Origin of the sequence: Flavobacterium sp., from assembly GCF_039930565.1 — a bacterium.
Lineage (GTDB): Bacteria > Bacteroidota > Bacteroidia > Flavobacteriales > Flavobacteriaceae > Flavobacterium.
Genome location: NZ_JBDTTP010000075.1, coordinates 1 through 20,275 on the forward strand (window position 1 = coordinate 1; position 20,275 = coordinate 20,275).

18 protein-coding genes, 2 tRNA genes and 1 pseudogene are annotated in these 20,275 nt (G+C 33.5%); 12 read left to right on the plus strand and 9 right to left on the minus strand.

Annotation, left to right across the window (positions count from 1 at the left end; translation table 11 throughout):
* Positions 1-782, plus strand: a 782-nt coding sequence (locus ABI657_RS15765; protein ID WP_348098230.1) for a T9SS type A sorting domain-containing protein, incomplete at its 5' end; no start/stop codon positions are given.
* Between the two features lie 100 nt (positions 783-882).
* A complete protein-coding gene (locus ABI657_RS15770) occupies positions 883-1,389 on the plus strand; it encodes a hypothetical protein (RefSeq protein ID WP_348098231.1) in 507 nt (168 codons plus the stop codon).
* A 100-nt stretch (positions 1,390-1,489) separates the two neighbouring features.
* Here ABI657_RS15770 and dnaB read toward each other — a convergent pair whose 3' ends face one another.
* The 5 genes from dnaB to tgt all read right to left on the minus strand — a co-directional run bounded on the left by dnaB (position 1,490) and on the right by tgt (position 7,444).
* Positions 1,490-3,037, minus strand: a complete 1,548-nt coding sequence (dnaB, locus tag ABI657_RS15775; protein WP_348098232.1) for a replicative DNA helicase — start codon at positions 3,035-3,037, stop codon at positions 1,490-1,492.
* A gap of 140 nt (positions 3,038-3,177) precedes the next feature.
* Positions 3,178-4,131, minus strand: a complete 954-nt coding sequence (locus ABI657_RS15780) for an acetyl-CoA carboxylase carboxyltransferase subunit alpha (RefSeq protein ID WP_348098233.1) — start codon at positions 4,129-4,131, stop codon at positions 3,178-3,180.
* Positions 4,132-4,259: 128 nt separating this feature from the next.
* Complete coding sequence (locus ABI657_RS15785) at positions 4,260-5,150, minus strand: DMT family transporter (protein ID WP_348098234.1); 891 nt, start codon at positions 5,148-5,150, stop codon at positions 4,260-4,262.
* Complete coding sequence (locus ABI657_RS15790; RefSeq protein WP_348098235.1) at positions 5,137-6,225, minus strand: LptF/LptG family permease; 1,089 nt, start codon at positions 6,223-6,225, stop codon at positions 5,137-5,139. The genes ABI657_RS15785 and ABI657_RS15790 overlap by 14 nt, the downstream gene beginning before the upstream one ends.
* Positions 6,226-6,313: 88 nt before the next feature.
* A complete protein-coding gene (tgt, locus tag ABI657_RS15795) occupies positions 6,314-7,444 on the minus strand; it encodes a tRNA guanosine(34) transglycosylase Tgt (RefSeq protein ID WP_348098236.1) in 1,131 nt (376 codons plus the stop codon).
* 410 nt (positions 7,445-7,854) lie between these two features.
* Between tgt and ABI657_RS15800 the strand changes: the two genes are divergently transcribed.
* The 3 genes from ABI657_RS15800 to ABI657_RS15810 all read left to right on the plus strand — a co-directional run bounded on the left by ABI657_RS15800 (position 7,855) and on the right by ABI657_RS15810 (position 10,285).
* Complete coding sequence (locus tag ABI657_RS15800; protein ID WP_348098237.1) at positions 7,855-8,172, plus strand: hypothetical protein; 318 nt, start codon at positions 7,855-7,857, stop codon at positions 8,170-8,172.
* Positions 8,173-8,408: 236 nt separating this feature from the next.
* Complete coding sequence (locus ABI657_RS15805; RefSeq protein ID WP_348098238.1) at positions 8,409-9,260, plus strand: transketolase; 852 nt, start codon at positions 8,409-8,411, stop codon at positions 9,258-9,260.
* Between the two features lie 71 nt (positions 9,261-9,331).
* On the plus strand, positions 9,332-10,285 hold the full coding sequence (locus tag ABI657_RS15810; protein WP_348098239.1) for a transketolase C-terminal domain-containing protein: 954 nt from the start codon (positions 9,332-9,334) through the stop codon (positions 10,283-10,285).
* A gap of 150 nt (positions 10,286-10,435) precedes the next feature.
* On the opposite strand, the gene ABI657_RS15815 is transcribed toward ABI657_RS15810, so the two are convergent.
* Positions 10,436-11,641 (minus strand): FKBP-type peptidylprolyl isomerase, encoded by a 1,206-nt coding sequence (locus tag ABI657_RS15815; RefSeq protein ID WP_348098240.1) that lies wholly within the window; start codon positions 11,639-11,641, stop codon positions 10,436-10,438.
* A 79-nt stretch (positions 11,642-11,720) separates the two neighbouring features.
* Here ABI657_RS15815 and ABI657_RS15820 point away from each other — a divergent pair, with 79 nt between their 5' ends.
* On the plus strand, positions 11,721-12,110 hold the full coding sequence (locus tag ABI657_RS15820; RefSeq protein ID WP_348098241.1) for an RNA-binding S4 domain-containing protein: 390 nt from the start codon (positions 11,721-11,723) through the stop codon (positions 12,108-12,110).
* A gap of 66 nt (positions 12,111-12,176) precedes the next feature.
* Positions 12,177-12,674, plus strand: coding sequence for a phosphoribosyltransferase domain-containing protein (locus tag ABI657_RS15825; RefSeq protein WP_348098242.1), 498 nt, complete (start codon positions 12,177-12,179; stop codon positions 12,672-12,674).
* On the opposite strand, the gene ABI657_RS15830 is transcribed toward ABI657_RS15825, so the two are convergent.
* Positions 12,666-13,184: a shikimate kinase gene (locus ABI657_RS15830; protein WP_348098243.1), complete on the minus strand. Its 519-nt coding sequence runs from the start codon at positions 13,182-13,184 to the stop codon at positions 12,666-12,668. The two genes, ABI657_RS15825 and ABI657_RS15830, sit on opposite strands and share 9 nt — an antisense overlap.
* 126 nt (positions 13,185-13,310) lie before the next feature.
* On the opposite strand from ABI657_RS15830, the gene ABI657_RS15835 reads away from it, so the two are divergent.
* From ABI657_RS15835 to ABI657_RS15850, 4 genes are all read left to right on the plus strand, one after another.
* Positions 13,311-13,383: transfer RNA gene (locus ABI657_RS15835), tRNA-Lys, on the plus strand.
* A 40-nt stretch (positions 13,384-13,423) separates the two neighbouring features.
* Positions 13,424-13,506 (plus strand) — tRNA-Leu (locus ABI657_RS15840).
* A 560-nt stretch (positions 13,507-14,066) separates the two neighbouring features.
* On the plus strand, positions 14,067-15,080 hold the full coding sequence (locus ABI657_RS15845) for a non-reducing end alpha-L-arabinofuranosidase family hydrolase (RefSeq protein WP_348098244.1): 1,014 nt from the start codon (positions 14,067-14,069) through the stop codon (positions 15,078-15,080).
* 50 nt (positions 15,081-15,130) lie between these two features.
* Entirely contained in the window at positions 15,131-16,891 is a 1,761-nt protein-coding gene (locus tag ABI657_RS15850) for an endo-1,4-beta-xylanase (protein WP_348098245.1), read from the plus strand.
* Positions 16,892-16,944: 53 nt separating this feature from the next.
* Here ABI657_RS15850 and ABI657_RS15855 read toward each other — a convergent pair.
* Positions 16,945-17,346, minus strand: a pseudogene (locus ABI657_RS15855) (IS30 family transposase); the annotation flags it as partial.
* An 822-nt stretch (positions 17,347-18,168) separates the two neighbouring features.
* Here ABI657_RS15855 and ABI657_RS15860 point away from each other — a divergent pair.
* Positions 18,169-18,987, plus strand: a complete 819-nt coding sequence (locus ABI657_RS15860) for a 1-acyl-sn-glycerol-3-phosphate acyltransferase (RefSeq protein WP_348098246.1) — start codon at positions 18,169-18,171, stop codon at positions 18,985-18,987.
* 551 nt (positions 18,988-19,538) lie between these two features.
* Here the strand turns inward: ABI657_RS15860 and ABI657_RS15865 are convergent.
* On the minus strand, positions 19,539-20,275 hold a 737-nt coding region (locus ABI657_RS15865; protein WP_348098247.1), incomplete at its 5' end, for a helix-turn-helix transcriptional regulator.

The following is a 20,275-nucleotide window of genomic DNA, read 5'->3' on the forward strand; positions in this document are numbered from 1 at the left end:
CTGGCCTTACTGCAGGAAGCTATACCGTAACAGTAACAGATGCTAATGGTTGTACGGCTACACGTAATTATACAATTACTCAACCAACTGCAATCAATACAGCAACAGGTTCTCAAACCAATGTGTCTTGTAATGGCGGATCGAATGGATCTGCTTCAGTAACACCTTCCGGTGGAACTCCGGGTTATACTTACTCCTGGTCACCTTCTGGTGGAACTGCTGCTACAGCTACTGGCCTTACTGCAGGAAGCTATACCGTAACAGTAACAGATGCTAATGGTTGTACAGCTACCCGTAATTATACAATTACTGAACCGGCTGCTATAGATGCAACAACTACACTAATTGGGTCCACTATAACAGCTAATCAGGCTGGTGCCACTTACCAATGGTTTGAATGCCCAAGCACTATATTAATCGGTGAAAATGGACAATCCTTCACTCCAACTGTTAATGGTTCTTATGGTGTAACAATTACTATGGGTGGATGCGATGTTACATCATCATGCGTTTTAGTAAACACTTTGGCTAATCCTGATTTTGAAGAAAAATCTAAATTCACCATGTATCCAAATCCAAACAAGGGAATAATAAATATACAATGTGATTATGATGGTGATTTAAATATTACAAATCAATTAGGACAAACTATTAAAACTGTAAAAGTCTTTTCTGACAGAATCAATACTATTAATATTGAACATCTTTCTGATGGAATTTATTTAGTTAGTGAAAAGAAAGGAAACAAAACAATTACACATAAATTGATTCTAAAAAAATAATTGATATAGGGGATGTTTAACATCCCCTATATTTAATTTAAAACAAACTATTTATGATAAACAATTACACTATAAAACCGTTCTTTAACATTTAAAACTTATGGAAAGAAGATTATTTGTAAAAAAGACAAGTATTTTGGCTTCTGGGGCTTTAATTTTCCCAACCGGAACTATATTATCTGCTCCACCTCAAAACAGCAGCAATCTTGATTTAACTCCTTTATTTATTACTAGTAAAAAAATAATAGTGAAAGGATTAATTTTAGATTCCAAAACACATCTGCCAATAACGACAGATATAAATATTAAAGTAAAAAGGAATCAATTTTATTCAAATAATCATTTAATTACTGCATTAAATGGAGCATATTCAATTTATTCAGGTTTTTCAAATTCTGAAAAAATATCTGAAAAATTATTTGTTAAGATTAAGGCAAATGGATATAAACCATATGAATCGAATCTTTACTTAACACAAAAAGGGTGTAATATCCATAGTGATCAATGGCAATACAATCCAGATTTTAAAATTGAACATTGCCCAATAAACCAAGAAGAAGATGATTCAATACTATCAAAATTTAATTTTTTTTTAGTAAAAAATTAAGTTTATATTTAGTGACAATCTATTAAATTAAAAAGGGGAAAACTTGAATGTTTTCCCCTTTTTAATTTAAAGTATTTTATTTTTTTCGCGTTACTAAATCTTAAAAAGGCACATCACTATCATCATCGTCATCGTTCAGATTACTACCAAATGCCTCATTTGGAGACGGCAGGTTCTTAGTAATAAAAGGATTCTCATCATGATTCATTTTTGATGGTAAATCGTCATAACCTCCAGTAAAATCTTCCAAATTATCAAACTTACCTAAATTACCAATAAATTTCAATCGGATATTCTCCAGACTACCATTACGGTGTTTTGCTATAATAAATTCTGCCTGTCCAGCGGTTGGAGACTGTTCATCATCATCCCATTCTTCTATTTTATAATATTCCGGACGATAGATAAATGAAACAATATCAGCATCCTGCTCAATTGCACCGGATTCACGAAGATCCGAAAGCAACGGACGTTTGCTTGAACCACGTGTTTCAACTGCACGGGACAACTGCGAAAGTGCAATTACAGGAACATTTAACTCTTTTGCCAAAGCTTTTAAGTTTCGGGAAATTGTAGAGATTTCCTGCTCACGGTTTCCTCCTCCTCCTTTTCCGCTTCCTCCGGCTGTCATTAATTGAAGATAATCGACAATAATTAGTTTTATACCGTGCTGAGAGGCCAAACGACGACATTTTGCTCGTAAATCGAAAATGGATAGTGAAGGTGAATCATCAATAAATAAAGGCGCTTTTTCTAAATCTTTCACCTTGGTACTTAATTGTTCCCATTCGTGTTTCTCCAATTTTCCTGTTCTTAATTTTTCTGACGACAGTCCTGTTTCAGATGAAATAAGTCTGGTAATCAACTGTACCGATGCCATCTCCAGAGAGAAAACTGCTACCGGATGTCCAAAATCAATAGCAATATTTCTTGCCATCGAAAGTACAAACGCTGTTTTACCCATACCCGGACGTGCAGCAATAATAATTAAATCACTTGGCTGCCAGCCTGAAGTTACCTTATCTAATTTCTCAAAACCTGTTGCTACTCCACTCAGACCTTCTTTACCAGCAATTTCTTCAATACGTTTTTTAGCCTGAAGTACTAAACTCTGGGCTGTCTCTGAACTTCGTTTGATATTTCCTTGTGTCACTTCATATAGTTTTGATTCGGCTTTGTCTAGCAAATCAAAAACATCTGTGGTTTCATCGTACGATTCTTCAATTATTTCCGACGAAATACGAATCAAACTACGCTGAATAAACTTTTGAAGTATAATACGGGAGTGAAACTCAATATGCGCCGAAGAGGCAATCTTTTGCGTAAGCTGAATTAAGTAAAAATCACCACCTGATAACTCTAATTTCCCATTCTTTTTTAATTGCGATGAAACAGTCAATAAGTCAATTGGCTGAGTTTCTGTAAAAAGCTGAACTATAGCCTCAAAAATATACTTGTGTGCATCTTTATAAAAAGCATCAGGCTGCAAAATATCAATTACATCATCAACCCCTTTTTTATCAATCATCATTGCACCAAGTACAGCCTCTTCTAAATCAAGTACTTGTGGCGGTAATTTCCCTTTCTCTAAATTGATAATAGTGGTTTTATCTACCTTTATTGGGTTTACATTTTTGAAATTTTCCATATAGCGAAATTAGCAAAATTTAAAAAAACATTGCTATTGAGTTATAATTATTAATTGTTTATAAGTATGTCTTTTTTGTTAATAACCAAAAAAAAATCCGAAACGGCGAGGCTTCGGATTTTCAAGTCATTTATATGAATTTATTCTTTATACTCTCCCATATTACTGTATTTATCCATTCTTTGGGCAATTAAGTCGGCTGTTGATAAGTCTTTCAATTCGTTATATCCTTTCGTAATATATTCAATTACTGTTTTAAAAGTAGTTTCTCTATCGTAGTGTGCTCCGCCTAATGGTTCGGGAATAACATCATCAACTAATTTTTGCTTTTTCATATCCGATGATGTCAATTTTAAGGCATCAGCTGCACGTTCTTTGTATTCCCAGCTTTTCCATAAAATAGAGGAACAGGATTCTGGTGAAATAACAGAATACCAGGTATTTTCCAGCATATACACCTTATCTCCTACACCTATTCCTAATGCACCGCCTGAAGCACCTTCACCAACAATTATGGTAATAATTGGGACTTTCAATCGGACCATTTCAAAAATATTTCTGGCAATCGCTTCACCCTGACCTCTTTCTTCAGCTTCTAAACCCGGGTAAGCACCCGGAGTGTCAATTAAAGTTAAAACAGGAATACCAAATTTCTCTGCCATTTTCATTAACCGCAAAGCTTTACGATATCCTTCAGGATTTGCCATTCCGAAATTACGATATTGACGGGTTTTGGTATTATATCCTTTCTGCTGACCCACAATCATAAAAGATTGTCCATTTACTTTTCCTAAACCACCCACCATCGCTTTGTCATCCTTAAAGTTTCTGTCACCATGAAGTTCCAGAAAGGTTTCGCCACATATAGCCCTGATATAGTCTAGGGTGTAAGGTCTGTTTGGATGCCTGGACAACTGTACGCGTTGCCAGGCGGTCAGATTTTTATATATTTCTCTTTTAGTCTGTTCTAATTTTTTGTTGATTTCCTTGCAGGTTGGTGTTACATCAACATCAGATTCTTTTCCAATAACAACACATTTTTGCAACTGCTCTTCAAGTTCTTTGATTGGAAGCTCAAAATCTAAATATTCCATGGATTTTTGAATTTTTTGTTTTTATTCGAACCGCAAATATAAAAATATTATGTGTGATTCGTGTAAATAATATACACTAATAATGCATATTATTTACACTAATTAGGCGATATAAAATTTTAGAAGCATTATTGTAAGTCTTTCTTATTTTGATAATGTTTAAAAACACCATTTAAAATTACTGTAATGACTATAATAATAGCGCCAATATAAAACTCCGTGCTCATTTTTTCTTTTCCGCCTAAAATGAAATAAGCCAGGATTATTCCATAAACGGGTTCTAAATTAGTTGTTAACATTACAGTATATGGGGTAAGTTTTTGCATGACTTTTACTGATGCCGTAAAAGCATAAGCAGTGCAAACAGAAGCCAATATGAAAAGTAAAATCCAGTTATTGGCAGTTAAAACAAAAAAATCGGCATTAAACTTTCCCTGAATTAAAAAATATATTGAAATAAAGAAAACACCGGCTCCAAATTCATAAAAAGTAATGACAGACGAATCGTGATTGGCAATTAATTTTCCGTTCATCAAAGTAAACAAAACGCCTAAAATAATAGAGGCTAATGCATAATACATTCCTTCTAGATATTTAATCTCAACCTGCATAATCAATGCAAGTCCTGCGATAATGATCAATCCGAAAAAAACCTCATACCGTAATATTTTTCTTCCATAAAAAAGAGGTTCCAGCAAAGAAGCAAAAAAGGCACCCAATGAAAATATAGAAAGTGTGATGGAAACATTGGAAACATGAATGGCTTTAAAAAAAAATATCCAATGCAGGGCTATCAATAAGCCGACAAAAATTAATTTTGAAAGTGATTTTGCAGAAATAATAAAAGACTCTTTTTTATAAATTATAAATACTGCCAGAAAAATGCCTGCAAAAAACATTCTAAACCACACCAGATTTTCTGCATCAATAGTAATAAGTGCCCCTAAAATGGCGGTAAATCCCCAAATAAATACAATTAAATGAAGATTTAAGTAACTTTTTAAATTATCGTTTCGCATTGCGTAATAAGTAAACTGCCATTATTCCGAAAAATATGTTCGGAAACCAAACAGCCAAAAAAGGTGAGAAAGTAGATTTTTCGGCAAGAGTGCCAAATATTTTATCAAAAAATACGAATGAAAAGGCAATAGCAATTCCGATAGCCAAATTGACTCCCATACCACCCCGACGCTTCATTGAAGAAACAGCGACCGCAATAATGGTTAAAATAAATGCCGAAACAGGCACACTGAATTTTTTATAAAGAACCACTAAATAAGTATTGACGTTTGCTGAACCACGTTTTTTTTCCTTTTCAATAAAATCAATCAATTTTCCTAACGGAAGTGTCTCTGCAATATAGACTACAGGAGTTAAATCTTCCAGCTCAAACTTAAAAGCTACATTTTTCTCAGGAAACTTCTCAATTTTATCATTAAGTTCACCAACCGTTCTTTTAGAATAATCATAAAGCGTGTAGTTTTTAGTTTTAGGATTCCATTTAATACGGCTGGCAGTAATTTTATATACTAATTTATCATTTTTAAACCTTTCCAATGTAAAATTAAAAGCTGTTTTGGTTTCTTCATTAAAACTGTTTACATAAATAAAATCGTGATCATTTATCTGTCTGTATACGTTCGTATTTTGTCCACGCATCAGCTCTTTTCCATTACCTTTTAAATAAGTGTATCTAAAATTATTGAATCCTTCGCTTGCGGCGGGCACAATAAAAAATCCCATTAATAGTACAAAAACAGAGACTATTGAGGCACCCATGATATAAGGGCGTAAAAAACGGGTATAGGAAATTCCAGAACTCAGCACAGCGATAATTTCTGTATTATTTGCCAGTTTTGATGTAAACCAGATTACCGACAAAAACAAAAATATCGGAAAAAGAGAATTGGCAAAATAGACCGTAAAATTATAATAATAGATTGCAATTTGTGTAAACGGAATATTATTTTCCAACATCTTATTGACTTTTTCAGATACGTCAATTACAATTCCAATCGGAATAAATAATAAAAGCATCACCGAGAAAGTGACCAGATATCTTCTTAAAATGTACTTATCTATTATCGTTAACATAGATTTCTTTTTGTTTTTCTTGTTTCAAGTTTCAAGTTTCAAGTGGTTAGAGAACGTGAAACTTGAAACTAAAAAACTTGAAACTTTTTTATAGTCTTTGGCTCATATTCTTAACCATCATTTCTTTCCACGGCCTGAAATCTCCTGCTAAGATATGTTTTCTGGCTTCACGAACCAACCACATATAAAAACCTAAGTTATGAATCGTTGCAATTTGTTTCCCTAAATATTCATTGGCAGCAAACAAGTGGCGCAGATAAGCTTTCGTATATTCTGTATCTACAAAAGTATGTCCCATTTCATCAATTGGAGAGAAATCTGCTTCCCATTTTTTGTTCTTGATGTTAATGGTTCCGTTTGATGTAAACAACATACCATTTCTGGCATTTCGGGTTGGCATTACACAATCGAACATATCAATTCCTAACGCAATATTTTCCAAAATATTAATTGGAGTTCCCACTCCCATCAAATAACGGGGTTTATCTTCCGGCAGGATTTCACAAACAACTTCTGTCATCGCATACATTTCTTCAGCAGGCTCTCCTACTGACAATCCTCCAATTGCATTTCCCTGTTGTCCGGAATTAGCAATATATTCTGCCGACTGTTGACGTAAATCTTTATAAGTACTTCCCTGAACAATCGGAAAAAAAGTTTGTTCATACCCATATTTATAAGGCACTTTATCCAAATGATTAATACAACGATCCAGCCAGCGGTGTGTCATATGCATAGACCTTTGCGCATACCTGTAATCACAAGGATAAGGCGTACATTCATCAAAAGCCATGATAATATCAGCTCCAATAGTCCGCTGAATTTCCATTACATTTTCAGGTGTGAAAAAGTGGTAGGAACCGTCAATATGCGACTTGAACTTCACTCCTTCTTCCTTGATTTTTCTATTATTAGAAAGGGAATATACCTGATACCCTCCGGAATCTGTCAAAATATTACGGTCCCAGTTCATAAATTTGTGTAACCCGCCCGCTTTCTCCAAAATCTCTGTTTGAGGACGTAAATATAAATGGTAGGTATTTCCAAGAATTATATCCGGATTAATATCTTCTTTAAGTTCGCGCTGGTGAACTCCTTTTACAGAAGCCACAGTTCCGACAGGCATAAAAATTGGCGTTTCAATTACGCCGTGATCAGTAGTAATACTTCCCGCCCTTGCTTTCGACTGCGGATCTTTTTTCAATAAATCAAACTTCATCTGTTTCTTTTTTCAGTCGGCAAAGATAGTCTAATTTGAGGAAAATTTAATTAATTAGATAATTTGTCAATTAGAAAATCAGATAATGATTTTACACTCTTGAAACCTGAAACAAAGAAAACATTAAAATAAAATAATTTGGGCGTTTCCCAAGGGCCGGGCTCATCCGCTATATCTTTTTGTTCCGGAAAAATCAGTTTTAACCAAGACAAGACATTTGTAAAAAAAGGATGCCGCTGCTATCCCTAACGCAAACACCAGACTTTTTTTTAAGAAATTCACTGCATCAGCTAATTCAAATGTAAAAACTGCAACAATCACATTGGTAAAATGTAACATAACAATGTATTGATTTCTTAATTTTAATGATATATAGAAAAGAATTAATATCCATTTAAATAATAGAAATCATGATAAATTCCGAAGAAAGAAATCCTGCAGATCTTGATCAAATCAAGGATGCCCAAATTGAAAAAAATCTGGAAAATTTAGAATATCCCGCAACTGAAGATATCTACAATCAGGAAGACAAACTTGAAGATATTGATCCTGAGGGAATTTCAGGAGAAAGAACCATCATCAGTCAGGACGATCACGAATGGAAACAAAACAGCGACAAACTGGGAAACGATTTAGACATTCCGGGCTCAGAGCTTGATGACGAACAGGAAGATATTGGCTCAGAAGATGAAGAAAATAATTTTTACAGCGAAGGCGATACTGAATAAACAAAGCTCTTTAAGTATATTTTAAAAAGTCCCATTTTGGGACTTTTTGTTTTTAACCCCTTTATAAAAATCAGTTCGCTTAATTTCAAATTTTAATTATAAAACGGTATTTCAATTTTTGACATACATAAAAAAAGAATTAAAATGTAACAATTACAACAAACTAAAGCAAAAAATCATTTGTCATACCGCAAAATAAAAATTACTTTTGCAACAGTTTAACTTTTACATACAAAATGAAGCCTAACACACAACAATTAAGCGATTTAACTATCCAAGTAAGAAGAGATATTCTTCGAATGGTACATGCTGTCAACTCAGGTCACCCAGGTGGCTCATTAGGTTGTACTGAATTTTTGGTAACACTATACCAAAATATTATGGACCGTAAAGAAGGTTTTGATATGGACGGAATTGGAGAAGATTTATTCTTCCTTTCAAACGGTCATATTTCCCCTGTATTTTATAGTGTTTTAGCACGCAGCGGTTATTTCCCTGTTTCAGAATTAGCCACTTTCAGATTATTAAATTCCCGTTTGCAAGGACATCCAACAACACACGAAGGATTACCAGGAGTACGTATAGCTTCCGGCTCATTAGGCCAGGGTTTATCTGTAGCTCTTGGTGCTGCTCAGGCAAAAAAACTAAATGGAGATAACCACATCGTTTATACTTTACACGGTGACGGAGAATTGCAGGAAGGACAAAACTGGGAAGCGATCATGTATGCCTCTGCCAAAAAAGTAGACAATCTTATTGCAACAATTGACCTTAACGGAAAACAAATTGACGGAACTACTGATGAAGTTCTACCAATGGGAAGCATTCGTGCCAAATTTGAAGCTTTTGACTGGGATGTTATCGACATTACAGAAGGGAATAATATTGATGCCATTTTAGCAGGATTAACTGATGCGAAATCAAGAACCGGAAAAGGAAAACCAGTTTGTATTTTATTGCATACCGAAATGGGGAATGGTGTAGATTTCATGATGCACACACACGCATGGCATGGTAAAGCACCAAACAACGACCAGTTAGCAAGTGCTTTAGAACAAAACTATTCTGCAGATCAAATCGATTATTAAAACAAGCTTTAAGGCTTAAGCAGTAAGCTTTATGCTATTGCCTCCAGCCTATTGCGTACAGCAAAAAAACAATGAAAAAATATACAAATACAGGAAGTAAAGATACCCGCTCTGGTTTTGGAGTAGGAATGACTGAACTAGGTCAGAAAAATGAAAATGTTGTAGCATTATGTGCTGATTTAATTGGTTCATTAAAATTTGATGAATTCAAGAAAAATCATCCGGAGCGTTTTTTCCAGATTGGAATCGCAGAAGCTAATATGATTGGGATCGCTGCAGGTTTAACCATTGGAGGAAAAATTCCGTTTACAGGAACTTTCGCTAACTTCTCAACAGGAAGAGTTTACGATCAAATTCGTCAGTCTGTTGCTTATTCTGATAAAAATGTAAAAATCTGTGCTTCCCACGCTGGTTTAACACTTGGGGAAGACGGAGCAACACACCAAATTTTAGAAGATATTGGTTTAATGAAAATGCTTCCTGGAATGACTGTAATCAATACTTGCGATTACAACCAGACAAAAGCAGCTACTTTAGCATTGGCAGATCATCATGGTCCTGCTTATTTGCGTTTTGGACGTCCGGTTGTGCCTAATTTTATGCCAGCAGACGAACCTTTCGTAATTGGAAAAGCAATTTTATTAAACGAAGGTACTGATGTAACCATCGTTGCAACAGGACACTTAGTCTGGGAAGCGCTTATTGCTGCTGAAGCTTTAGAAGCAAAAGGAATTTCTGCTGAAGTAATCAACATTCACACGATAAAACCACTTGATGAAGAAGCGATTCTAAAATCATTGGCTAAAACAAAATGTGTAGTAACCGCAGAAGAGCACAACATTCTTGGAGGTCTTGGAGAAAGCATTTCGAGAGTATTAGCTTTAAATACTCCTGCTCCACAAGAATTTGTAGCGGTAAATGATAGTTTTGGTGAATCCGGAACTCCGGAACAATTAATGGAAAAATATAAACTAAACAATCAGGCAATTGTTGAAGCTGTAGAAAAAGTTATTAAAAGGAAATAATTTCAGATTTCTTGCTTATAAAAAACCTCGAAAGTGATTTCGAGGTTTTTTGCTTTCAATTAATTCAAAGCAGAGTTTATTATCCTTTATAATCATAAAGAAACCCTCGAAAGTGATTCCGAGGGTTTCTTTATTTCAACGTAAATTAATTTATTTTATGGGATATGTTTTATCCAAATGTATTCTTAATCTTGGATTATCAGTATAATCTTCAGGCAAATAAGCTTTTACATTAGTCGAAGATTCTGGCTTATTAGGATCTGCAAGCGGTCCTGTCGGTCTTCGAGGAATACCTTTAGGCTCACTGTTTAAATTCTTCTCATCATATAATGTTTCCGGATCATCTGCTACATCAAATTTTTCAAATGGATAGTATTTACTAGGCCCATAATAGAACTTAACTCCTCCCTCAGAAACTTCACCAACTTTACCTGTAGGTTTCGTAATTTCAAGTTTTGTAGTATAACCATCTCCATCATCATCAATATCAATAAAATCCGGAATTCCATCAACATCTGTATCGTCCGGATTCACAGGAGCATTAGGATATAATATTGTATTACGAAAATCACGAACATAACCGTCTCCATTTATATCTTCGTTAAAATCTAAAACACCATCACTATCATGATCTAATCTTTGTATTTGATATAATTTAAAACTAAATACTAAAGGTCTGTATGAAGGTATAGAACCACTGCCTGTATAATATCCCAGTCCAGACGGAAGAAACATTACTCCAGCCCCAAAATTTGTATAACTTATTGTTCCATCATTCTTTCCTTCAACATTACCTTCTTTAAATTCCGGAAAAATTTCACTCCATCCACTTATTAATCCAGCCAGATCCATTGCTGATTGCGGATATCTTACTTGTTCAAAAAAAGTAGTTGAAACATACTTAAGATTTTTATCCTTTTTTTCAACATCAGATAAATAACTACCACTATAAGAAGTTAAAACTCCATCTGTATTCATTGGAGATTCACCTGTTCCTTCTCTTAAAACCAAATAATAAAGTTCATACGTTATTCCGTGCAAATCAACAGTTTTAGATTTTAATTGAGGAAAAATAGCAGTCCCTACGTTTGCTTTATAAGACATGATAGGCACTTGTGTAGCGGGAGTTTCAATAGAATCTATAACGACATCCATATCTTCAACATTCCCTTCGCTTTCAGTAACAACAATATAATGTGTATTTAAATATGATTCTATAGTGGCCTTATCTGCTGCAAATTGTGTAGCAAAATCTCTAAGTGGTTCTACTACTACATCATTATCATCATCTTTATTACAGGAAACAAAACCTGTTAAGGCTATTAGTAAAATAAAGAAATATTTAAATTTATTCATTATTGTTAATTTTTTAGGTGCGCAAGATACAATATTGATTTATTTTTGTAAAGAATTTAACTCCGATTTTAGAAAAATTATGCGAATAGATAAATACCTGTGGTGTGTACGATATTATAAGACCAGAAACATGGTTACTGAAGCTTGTAAAAAAAACCACGTTACCGTAAATGGTCAGGTTGCCAAACCATCAAAAGAGGTTTTTCCTTCTGATAAAATCACATTTAGAAAAGATCAGATTACGCAAATTATCACGGTCCTCGATATTCCCGAAAGCCGTGTAGGAGCAAAACTGGTTGATATGTACAGAAAAAACGAAACTCCTGCCGAAGCTTATGCCCATTTAGAATTATTAAAATTATCCAAAGAACATTATCGCAAGAGCGGTACAGGAAGACCAACAAAAAAAGACAGAAGGGATATTGACGAATACGGCAATGAAATTTTTGACGAGGAAGAAGACGTTTAATTTCTAAAATTCGAATATTCTAAAAGTCTAAATAGTAAAATTTGTACTTTAGCAAAAAAATAAATCATGAGCAAAAATATCATCTTAACAAATCAGGAAATTGAACACAAAATAAAACGTATCGCCTATCAGATCTACGAAACTTTTGTTGATGATGAAGTTGTAATTGCCGGTATTGCTACAAACGGATATGTATTTGCACAAAAAATTGCCACAGCATTAAGGGAAATTTCTACTTTAAAAATATCTTTATGCGAGGTTACTGTTAATAAACAAAATCCTGAACTTCCAATTACTACTTCCTTAACTGCATCTGAATATTCCAATAAAGGATTAGTATTGGTTGACGATGTATTAAACTCAGGAACGACTTTAATTTATGCTGTACGCCATTTTTTAGACGTCCCGTTAAAGAAATTTAAAACTGCTGTACTTGTTGACAGAAATCACAAGAAGTATCCAGTTAAAGCCGATTTTAAAGGAATTTCCTTATCGACATCCTTATTAGAACATGTTCAGGTAGTTTTTGACGAAAATGGTGACAATTATGCCTTTTTAAGCTAGAATCTCTAAAATATCAGAAACTGTTTTTTCTACTGTTTTATTATCTACTACAACTTTATGAAGTGCATGATTGTAATAGAAACTTCTGTCGAATAAATGTTTGGCAATAAACTCTCTCATTTCTTGTTCTTCCATATTAGCAATTAACGGACGCTTGCTCTTATTATGAATTAATCTATTGTACAGAGTATCAATGGAAGCTTTTAAATAAACAGAAATAACCCCCTCGCCTTTTAAAAATTCATGATTATTGGCGTAACAAGGAGTTCCTCCGCCCAAACCTATTACAGTGTCATCAGAAGACTGAAGCAATTCTAAAAAAATTTCATGTTCCAGTTTCCTGAAATAAATTTCACCATGCAATTCAAAAATTTCATTAATGGTCAAATTTGCTTTTTCTTCAATGCATTTATCCAGGTCTAAATATGGAATATTAGTGGCTTTTGATAATTTTTGGGCAATTGTAGACTTTCCACAACCCATATATCCTAATAATATAATTTTTTTCATTTCAATAAAACCTTATAAACTAAGGCGTTGTAAACTTTGGTTAAAAAAAGACAAATTTATAATAAAATAGCTTGCAAATAATAAAATAAACTCCTTATATTTGCACCCGCGTTCAGGAAACGAAATGACTCGATAGCTCAGTTGGTAGAGCACATCACTTTTAATGATGGGGTCCTGGGTTCGAGCCCCAGTCGGGTCACAAAGGTCGAGTAATTATTTACTTGACCTTTTTTTATTTAGGCCACGTGGAGAAACGGTAGACTTGCCAGCTTGAGGGGCTGGTGCTCGTAAGGGCGTGCGGGTTCAAATCCCGCCGTGGTCACAAGAAAAAATAAAAAGCCTGTAAAGCATTGATTTTACAGGCTTTTTTCTGGTTCGACAAAAGCTTCGATATTTTAGAGTGATTAACAAACCCTTATGTTTGTTGAGTTTTCTGCTTCCAATCCTGTAATGTTTTTTAACTTATATGTTAAAATCATGAAAATACTTTAGTTCTCATTGTAGGTTGCAATTTGCCAACTGCCATTCCAAACATAAATAACATCGGTTTCTCCTTTGGTAATTTAAAACGTATTGATGTCTTTGAACTCATTTTTGTCTCTTAGCTTCGAGATAATTTACATTTTAAACTTTCGTAAAATCTGGCTTTAAGAGCGTTTGAGTTCCTTTAAATTGAAGAATAATTGGGTAAGTAGTTGGGTGTTTTTTTTGATGATTTTGTTAAAATTTACAAATACTTTTATTTCAATAATTTATTATTTTTTTAATGATTACTACATAAAAAGCTTATTTAAAAAAAGAATAGTTTAATTTTTATCAAAATTATTTTCATTTTAATTATTTTGTTTATTATATTTGGTAAGTTAATTCCTAAAAATAATTATGAAAAATCAAAAAAACAATTTATTAAAATTTGCTGTAACTTCCTTTGTGATTATGGCATGTAGTTGTAGTAAACCTGATGAAGTCATTTCATCAACAGAGGTTATCGGTAAAACTGAAAAAAACGCAAAAGTCAGTGTAATTTTAAGTCCAAAATGGAGTGTTACTGGCAAAATTTTTGAACAAGGTGCAGCGGGTTCTTTTGAATCTGTTGCTGTAAAAGATCCAACACTTGTTTACGACGGTGGTAAATGGCATGTTTTTTATACCGGTACAGATGGAAACAATTGGAAGATGGGTTATGTAAATACAGTCTCATTATTCAATATGAAAGCCGATCCTCGTAGGTTTATGAATTCGTTAAATGGTGGAGGATATTTTTGTGCTCCGCAAGTATTCAACTTTCCTGTAAAAGGAAAATGGTATTTAATATATCAATCGGGTTTAGGTGCCACATATTCTACCAATACGAGTATATCCAATTACGGAGGTTGGGCGGCAGGTAAAACAATGGGGATTAATGATGGTATCGACTTTTGGTGCATTGCTGATAATAGCCATGTATATTGTTTTTATTCTGCACAAGATGGTTCAAATACTATTAAAAGACGTAGAACTACGATCGCTAATTTTCCAAATGGTTGGGAAGCGCCAACGATTGCTGCAACAAATACTTTTGAAGCCCCTCATGTATATAAAAACAAAGCAGATGGTAAATTTTATATGATGGTCGAAGATGCTGCAAGGTACTTCGAGCTTTGGTCGGCTACTACGCTTAACGGAACATGGACTAAAGTTTCAGAAACATGGGCTACAAAAGCAAATTTAACAGAACGGAGTGAGCATTGGACAGATCAGATTTCACATGGTGAAATATTGCGTTCAGGAAACAATCAATTAATGGAAATAAATAATATTGATCGTTGTGAAGTCCTTATACAAGGTGTGGTAAATGGAAATTTTGGTAGTTATATCAAAATTCCTTACGATTTAGGATTAATGCAAAACTTTTAAGAAATAAAGATTACACATAATATTAATAAAAAACATAAAAAGACATAATTATGAAAAATAATAGAATTTCAATTAGAATTCAGTGGGTATTGTTAGTAATAGTAGCTATAGTATTGGGCAATAATGCGCAAGCTCAATTGGGAAAATGTAAAGGAAAATATTTTGGAAATATTATTCAAAACAGTGTTCCAAGTAATTACAATATATTTTGGAATCAGACTACTAGTGAAAATGCTTCAAAATGGGGCTCGATTGAAGGTACAAAAGGAGTTTACAATTGGTCTGGTTCGGATGTGTCTTACAATCAAGCCAAAAACAGTGGCGGACTATTCAAGTTTCATACTTTAGTTTGGGGTGCTCAAACACCAGGTTGGGTTGCAAGTGCTAGTACAGCAACGATACAAGCTTCGGTACAAGCCTTCATAAAAGCCACAGCTGACCATTACAACCCTTTGGGCGGTCTAAAAATGATTGATGTATTAAATGAGCCAGTAAATACCCCAATGACAGCTAATTATAAGGCTGCTCTTACTGCAGGTTATCGAGCAGAACCAGCCAATGCAGGTGATATCAATAATCAATATGGTTGGGTAATTTGGTGTTTTCAATTGGCTAGAAAAAATTTTCCAAATACTGCGTTATTGATTAATGAATACAATGTAGAAATGAACTGGAACAACTGTCGTGCACCTTATATTGCGATGGTAAATGCTGTAAAAAATGCTCCAAACCTTACAAATGGAACAAAAAATCTGATTGATGGTGTAGGTTTACAGGCACATGGTATTGAAAATTTAACTGCTGCAAATTTTAAAGCATGTATCGATGAAATCTGGACAAAAACTGGTGTTCCAATTCATATTACTGAGTTTGACCAACCCGCTAATCCTAACGAGACCAAACAAAGAGATGTTTACGCTAGTCTAATTCCAGTAGCATGGGAACATCCAAGAGTAGCCGGTATTACATTGTGGGGTTATATTCAAGGCAATACATGGATCAATGGCAATGGTGCCTCTGGTGCTGGCGGAACTGATTCTGGATTACTTTATGGAAATTTTGTAGATCGCCCAGCAATGACATGGTTAAAATCTTATTTAGGCGGCCGCCCATCGCTTTCTTGTTGTCCTGCACCCGCTCCATTTGGTGGTTGTGGTACTACTGTGGCAACTCGTAATTTTGTAACTAGAGCTCGTGGTACTGCTACTGGTGCTCAATTACAATTGCGAATCAACGGAAATGTAATTGCTACATACAACCTCACTACGGCTTTTGCAAATTATAGCACGTCGTCAACAACTACAGGTGCTGTACGTCTAGAAGTTGTAAATGATGTCGCAAATAGAGATGTAGAAGTAGATTATTTGCAAGTGGATAGTGCGGTTTTACAAGCCGAAAATCAAACGGTTAATACAGCATTTTATTCAAACAACGCTTGTGGTGGTGGCGGAAGCAGCCAGATGATGCATTGTAATGGTTATATTGCATTTGCAGCTGCTACCAATCGTATGGCAACATCAAAAGAATTTGTAACGCAAATTGAATCGGACGAAACCGAAATAATCGTATTTCCTAACCCAACTATTGATGGCAATACGAATTTAGAGTTTTATAATGAAAAAAAACAAAATATAACTGTTCGATTAGTTGATTCTAGTGGGGCTGCGGTTAAAGACATAGCTTCTCAAAAATTTGCAATAGGTAATTGTACTTTGGCAGTGGATTGTAGTAATCTCTCTCCAGCGATCTATTTTATTGTAATCGAAAAAGAGAATGCAAAACGTGTTACTAAAAAAGTTATCGTAAAATAAATTCTAGAAAAATGCATAACTCCAATAACTTGGGATTTGAATTTAGCTAATTATTAAATAAAATTTTGGTTCATATATAATCGGTTAATTGTATTTAGTGGTGATTCATATCCTAGGGTTTTTCCAGGTCTTTCATTAAGCTGATTTTGTACTTCTTTGAGTTGCTTTTTTGATATTAAATTAAAGTCAGTTCCTTTGAGGAAATAGTCTCTAATTAATCCATTTGTATTCTCATTTGTTGGTCTTTCCCACGGACTATAGGGATGGGCAAAATAGACTTTTACTTTGGAGTTTTTAGTAAAGGTTTTGTGTTGCGCCATCTCTGTTCCGTTGTCATAGGTCAAAGACAGTTTTAAGTTGTCAGGAAGCTTTCTAAACTCCTTTTCAAACGCCTTTCTCACAGTTGTTGAATCTTTCTTTTTTAAGGGTACAATTATTAAAAATCGAGTCGTTCGAGACTATGAAATTTTTATCATTTACTAAATGATGAAATTAGTAATGTAGAAAATTTCATTGAAAAATATTTTGCAAGAAAAGTTGAAAATTGTTATTCACAAACGGAAATTAGAAGAACTTATTCTAAAAAATGTTGACCTAATTGTGGAAGATGAGTTATAGAAAACTAATTTTAAACTTTATCAATAAGCCTTTCGAGTTATTACATATATAAATACAATGTTATTAAGTCTAACCTTTCAATATTGCTGGAACAAATGATAAACTTTTTGTTTATTTACTAGATATCCTTAAACTTAAGGGACTTTGTATTTCATACAATTAGATGTGCTTTGTAGAAGCCCCATTTAGGCTAGTTGCAACTTTTTAATAAACTCGGTCAATCAAATGCCTTCATTATTAAAACTCTGTCAACTCGCTTAAAACTTGGAAATCTTCAAGTAAAAGGTTCGAATTTTGTACCAAGGAGGTCACAAAAAAGGTAAAATACATAATGTGTTTTACCTTTTTTTATTTCTATAATTACAAAGTCAGTGTTACGGGAAATACAAAAGTTGGATGTCAGGCAAATATCCTTCCTCTTTAATGTTGTTTTATTTGCATATTCAATGTTCACATATAAAATGAGAGTATCTTTACCCGTGATTGCGATAAAGAATATGCAGATGATTAACCATCTCTCCTTTTCATAACTCCAAATTCTTGTTTCAAGTCATAAAGTTACAATAACAAAATTTCACGAATAAACATTAACCTATTGCCAATTCCATTCCTTTTAGGTTTTTTATTAGTTTTCGCATTCAACCTTAATAAGCTATAATATGACATTGATATCCAAAGAAAAATTTTCTGAAGCTGCCGGCCTTACTAAAATTCCTATCCCAGGATTATCCTCTTATTTGATGAAAGTAATGAAAATTAACAATTTAAATGCTATTGTAAAAGAGGCAGGCAATCTTGAGGGTGCAGATTTTGCTAATTATGTATTAATGAAAATTGGTGTAAAAGTCCAATTTGATGCTACCGAATTACTAAATATTCCTCGTGAAGGAGCTTTTATAGTTGTTGCAAATCATCCCTATGGAGGTATCGAATCATTAGCTTTATTAAGTACAATCGCGAAAATACGTCCTGATACAATGTATATGGGAAATTTTTTATTAAAGGAAATTCCAAATCTTGAAAAATGCATTATTGCAGTAAATCCCTTTGAAAATGTGCAAAATTCTGCGAGTATTACGGGATTAAAAATGACACTCAAAGCTTTATCAGAAGGTATTCCTGTTGCAATATTTCCTGCGGGAGAAGTTTCATCTTATAATTTTAAGACGAGTGAAATCACAGATCCGGAGTGGCATCCTGTGGTAGGAAAAATTATCTGTAAAGCAGACGTTCCTATTCTACCTATATATTTTCATGGAAATAATGGTTTTTTCTTCAGTATGTTAAAATCAATTCACCCGATGTTGCAAACTTCAAAACTGATTTCGGAACTCTTTAACAAACAAGGGCATGCTCTGAAGATGACTATCGGAGAAACCGTTATTTTAACCAGAGTTAGAGGTAAAGTTTCCGATCCTCTAATGTTAAAAAATCTTAGAAGCAAGCTATATGCTCTCAAAAATCAATTACATAATTAAGAGATTCAAGTCTATTTAACGCTTATGGCAAACTTTTAAAATCAAACACTTCTCTGTCAACATACTTAAAATCTGGAAATCTTCGAACAAAAGGTTCGAATTTTGTACCAAGATGTTCATAAGAAAAAACAAAAGACCTGTAAACCACTAGTTTTACAGGTCTTTTAACGGTTGACAAAACATCTTAAATTAATTGATTAATAAACCGTTTATTGAGTTTAAAAATGTGAGCCCTTTAATTTTTTTAACTAAAATGACCAAATTTGGAAAGCAAAATGTTTTGTCAGTTGGTACTAAGGACAAACAGCATAATTCAGGATTAACCTATCATAATTTAGTATCCAGTCCGATTCAGTTGTTATTTATTAACTGAATGAAGTCTACACAAGTAGTTAAACACTAAAAAAGACAAAATCAGCAAAAAACTGATTATCCCTTATGTACCTTTGGCGGTACAGAATTCGAACCACTTAGTAGAGGATTTGAAACTTTTAAATGAAATTAATTCCAGATTTCTGTTTTTCTTTCAGTAAAGGTTTTGATACGCCGTATTAAATTATTATTTTTTCTTCACGTTCTTTTTGAAGGTAAGTGATAAAATTCAAAGGAGAAACCCCGGTAACTTTTTTAAAGGTAATGGTAAACCTGCTATGTGAGGAGAAACCGCATTGATCTGCAAGATAACTTATTTTATATTTTAAATATTTATCGTCATTTTTCAAACGATCGATTATGTAATTTATTCGTAATTCATTTATATAGCTTGCAAAATCTTTTGATTTATGTTTGTTAATGACATACGATAAATATCTCTGATTTACATTGAGTTCGGCGGCAAAAGAATTTAATGATATATCTTTATTGAGATAATAATGAGATTTATTAAGATCCTTTATACCTCGTAAAATACTAATTTCCGTTGCCTCAGACATATATTCTTTGGCAGTGTCTTTCTTAGGTGTTATTTCCTCCTCTACTTCTATTTCTTCATCATCAGTAGTTTGCAGTATTGCACTTTGGCTGATAAAATTTTTAAATTTTTTATAATCCTGTTTTCTTCTGAATATGTAGATTCCTATTGTAATTAAAACAATAAAAATACAAATGCCAATAATCGTAATTTTACTCTTTTCATAATTAGATTGGTTATCTATTTGTTTTTTGCGAAGTGTTTTAATTAAATCATCTGCAATAATTTTACGATTGTGTTCTTCATCTTTATTTAGCTTTAAATTCATTTCATTATAAGCAATGTATTTTTTATTGTCCGTTTTTTTATAAAACTCCA

Excerpts from the sequence above, each read along its gene's own strand:
- ABI657_RS15770 (WP_348098231.1), top strand. The coding sequence starts at position 883 with ATGGAAAGAAGATTATTTGTAAAAAAGACAAGTATTTTGGCTTCTGGG.
- dnaB (WP_348098232.1), bottom strand. The coding sequence starts at position 3,037 with ATGGAAAATTTCAAAAATGTAAACCCAATAAAGGTAGATAAAACCACT.
- ABI657_RS15780 (WP_348098233.1), bottom strand. The coding sequence starts at position 4,131 with ATGGAATATTTAGATTTTGAGCTTCCAATCAAAGAACTTGAAGAGCAG.
- ABI657_RS15785 (WP_348098234.1), bottom strand. The coding sequence starts at position 5,150 with ATGCGAAACGATAATTTAAAAAGTTACTTAAATCTTCATTTAATTGTA.
- ABI657_RS15790 (WP_348098235.1), bottom strand. The coding sequence starts at position 6,225 with ATGTTAACGATAATAGATAAGTACATTTTAAGAAGATATCTGGTCACT.
- tgt (WP_348098236.1), bottom strand. The coding sequence starts at position 7,444 with ATGAAGTTTGATTTATTGAAAAAAGATCCGCAGTCGAAAGCAAGGGCG.
- ABI657_RS15800 (WP_348098237.1), top strand. The coding sequence starts at position 7,855 with ATGATAAATTCCGAAGAAAGAAATCCTGCAGATCTTGATCAAATCAAG.
- ABI657_RS15805 (WP_348098238.1), top strand. The coding sequence starts at position 8,409 with ATGAAGCCTAACACACAACAATTAAGCGATTTAACTATCCAAGTAAGA.
- ABI657_RS15810 (WP_348098239.1), top strand. The coding sequence starts at position 9,332 with ATGAAAAAATATACAAATACAGGAAGTAAAGATACCCGCTCTGGTTTT.
- ABI657_RS15815 (WP_348098240.1), bottom strand. The coding sequence starts at position 11,641 with ATGAATAAATTTAAATATTTCTTTATTTTACTAATAGCCTTAACAGGT.
- ABI657_RS15820 (WP_348098241.1), top strand. The coding sequence starts at position 11,721 with ATGCGAATAGATAAATACCTGTGGTGTGTACGATATTATAAGACCAGA.
- ABI657_RS15825 (WP_348098242.1), top strand. The coding sequence starts at position 12,177 with ATGAGCAAAAATATCATCTTAACAAATCAGGAAATTGAACACAAAATA.
- ABI657_RS15830 (WP_348098243.1), bottom strand. The coding sequence starts at position 13,184 with ATGAAAAAAATTATATTATTAGGATATATGGGTTGTGGAAAGTCTACA.
- ABI657_RS15845 (WP_348098244.1), top strand. The coding sequence starts at position 14,067 with ATGAAAAATCAAAAAAACAATTTATTAAAATTTGCTGTAACTTCCTTT.
- ABI657_RS15850 (WP_348098245.1), top strand. The coding sequence starts at position 15,131 with ATGAAAAATAATAGAATTTCAATTAGAATTCAGTGGGTATTGTTAGTA.
- ABI657_RS15860 (WP_348098246.1), top strand. The coding sequence starts at position 18,169 with ATGACATTGATATCCAAAGAAAAATTTTCTGAAGCTGCCGGCCTTACT.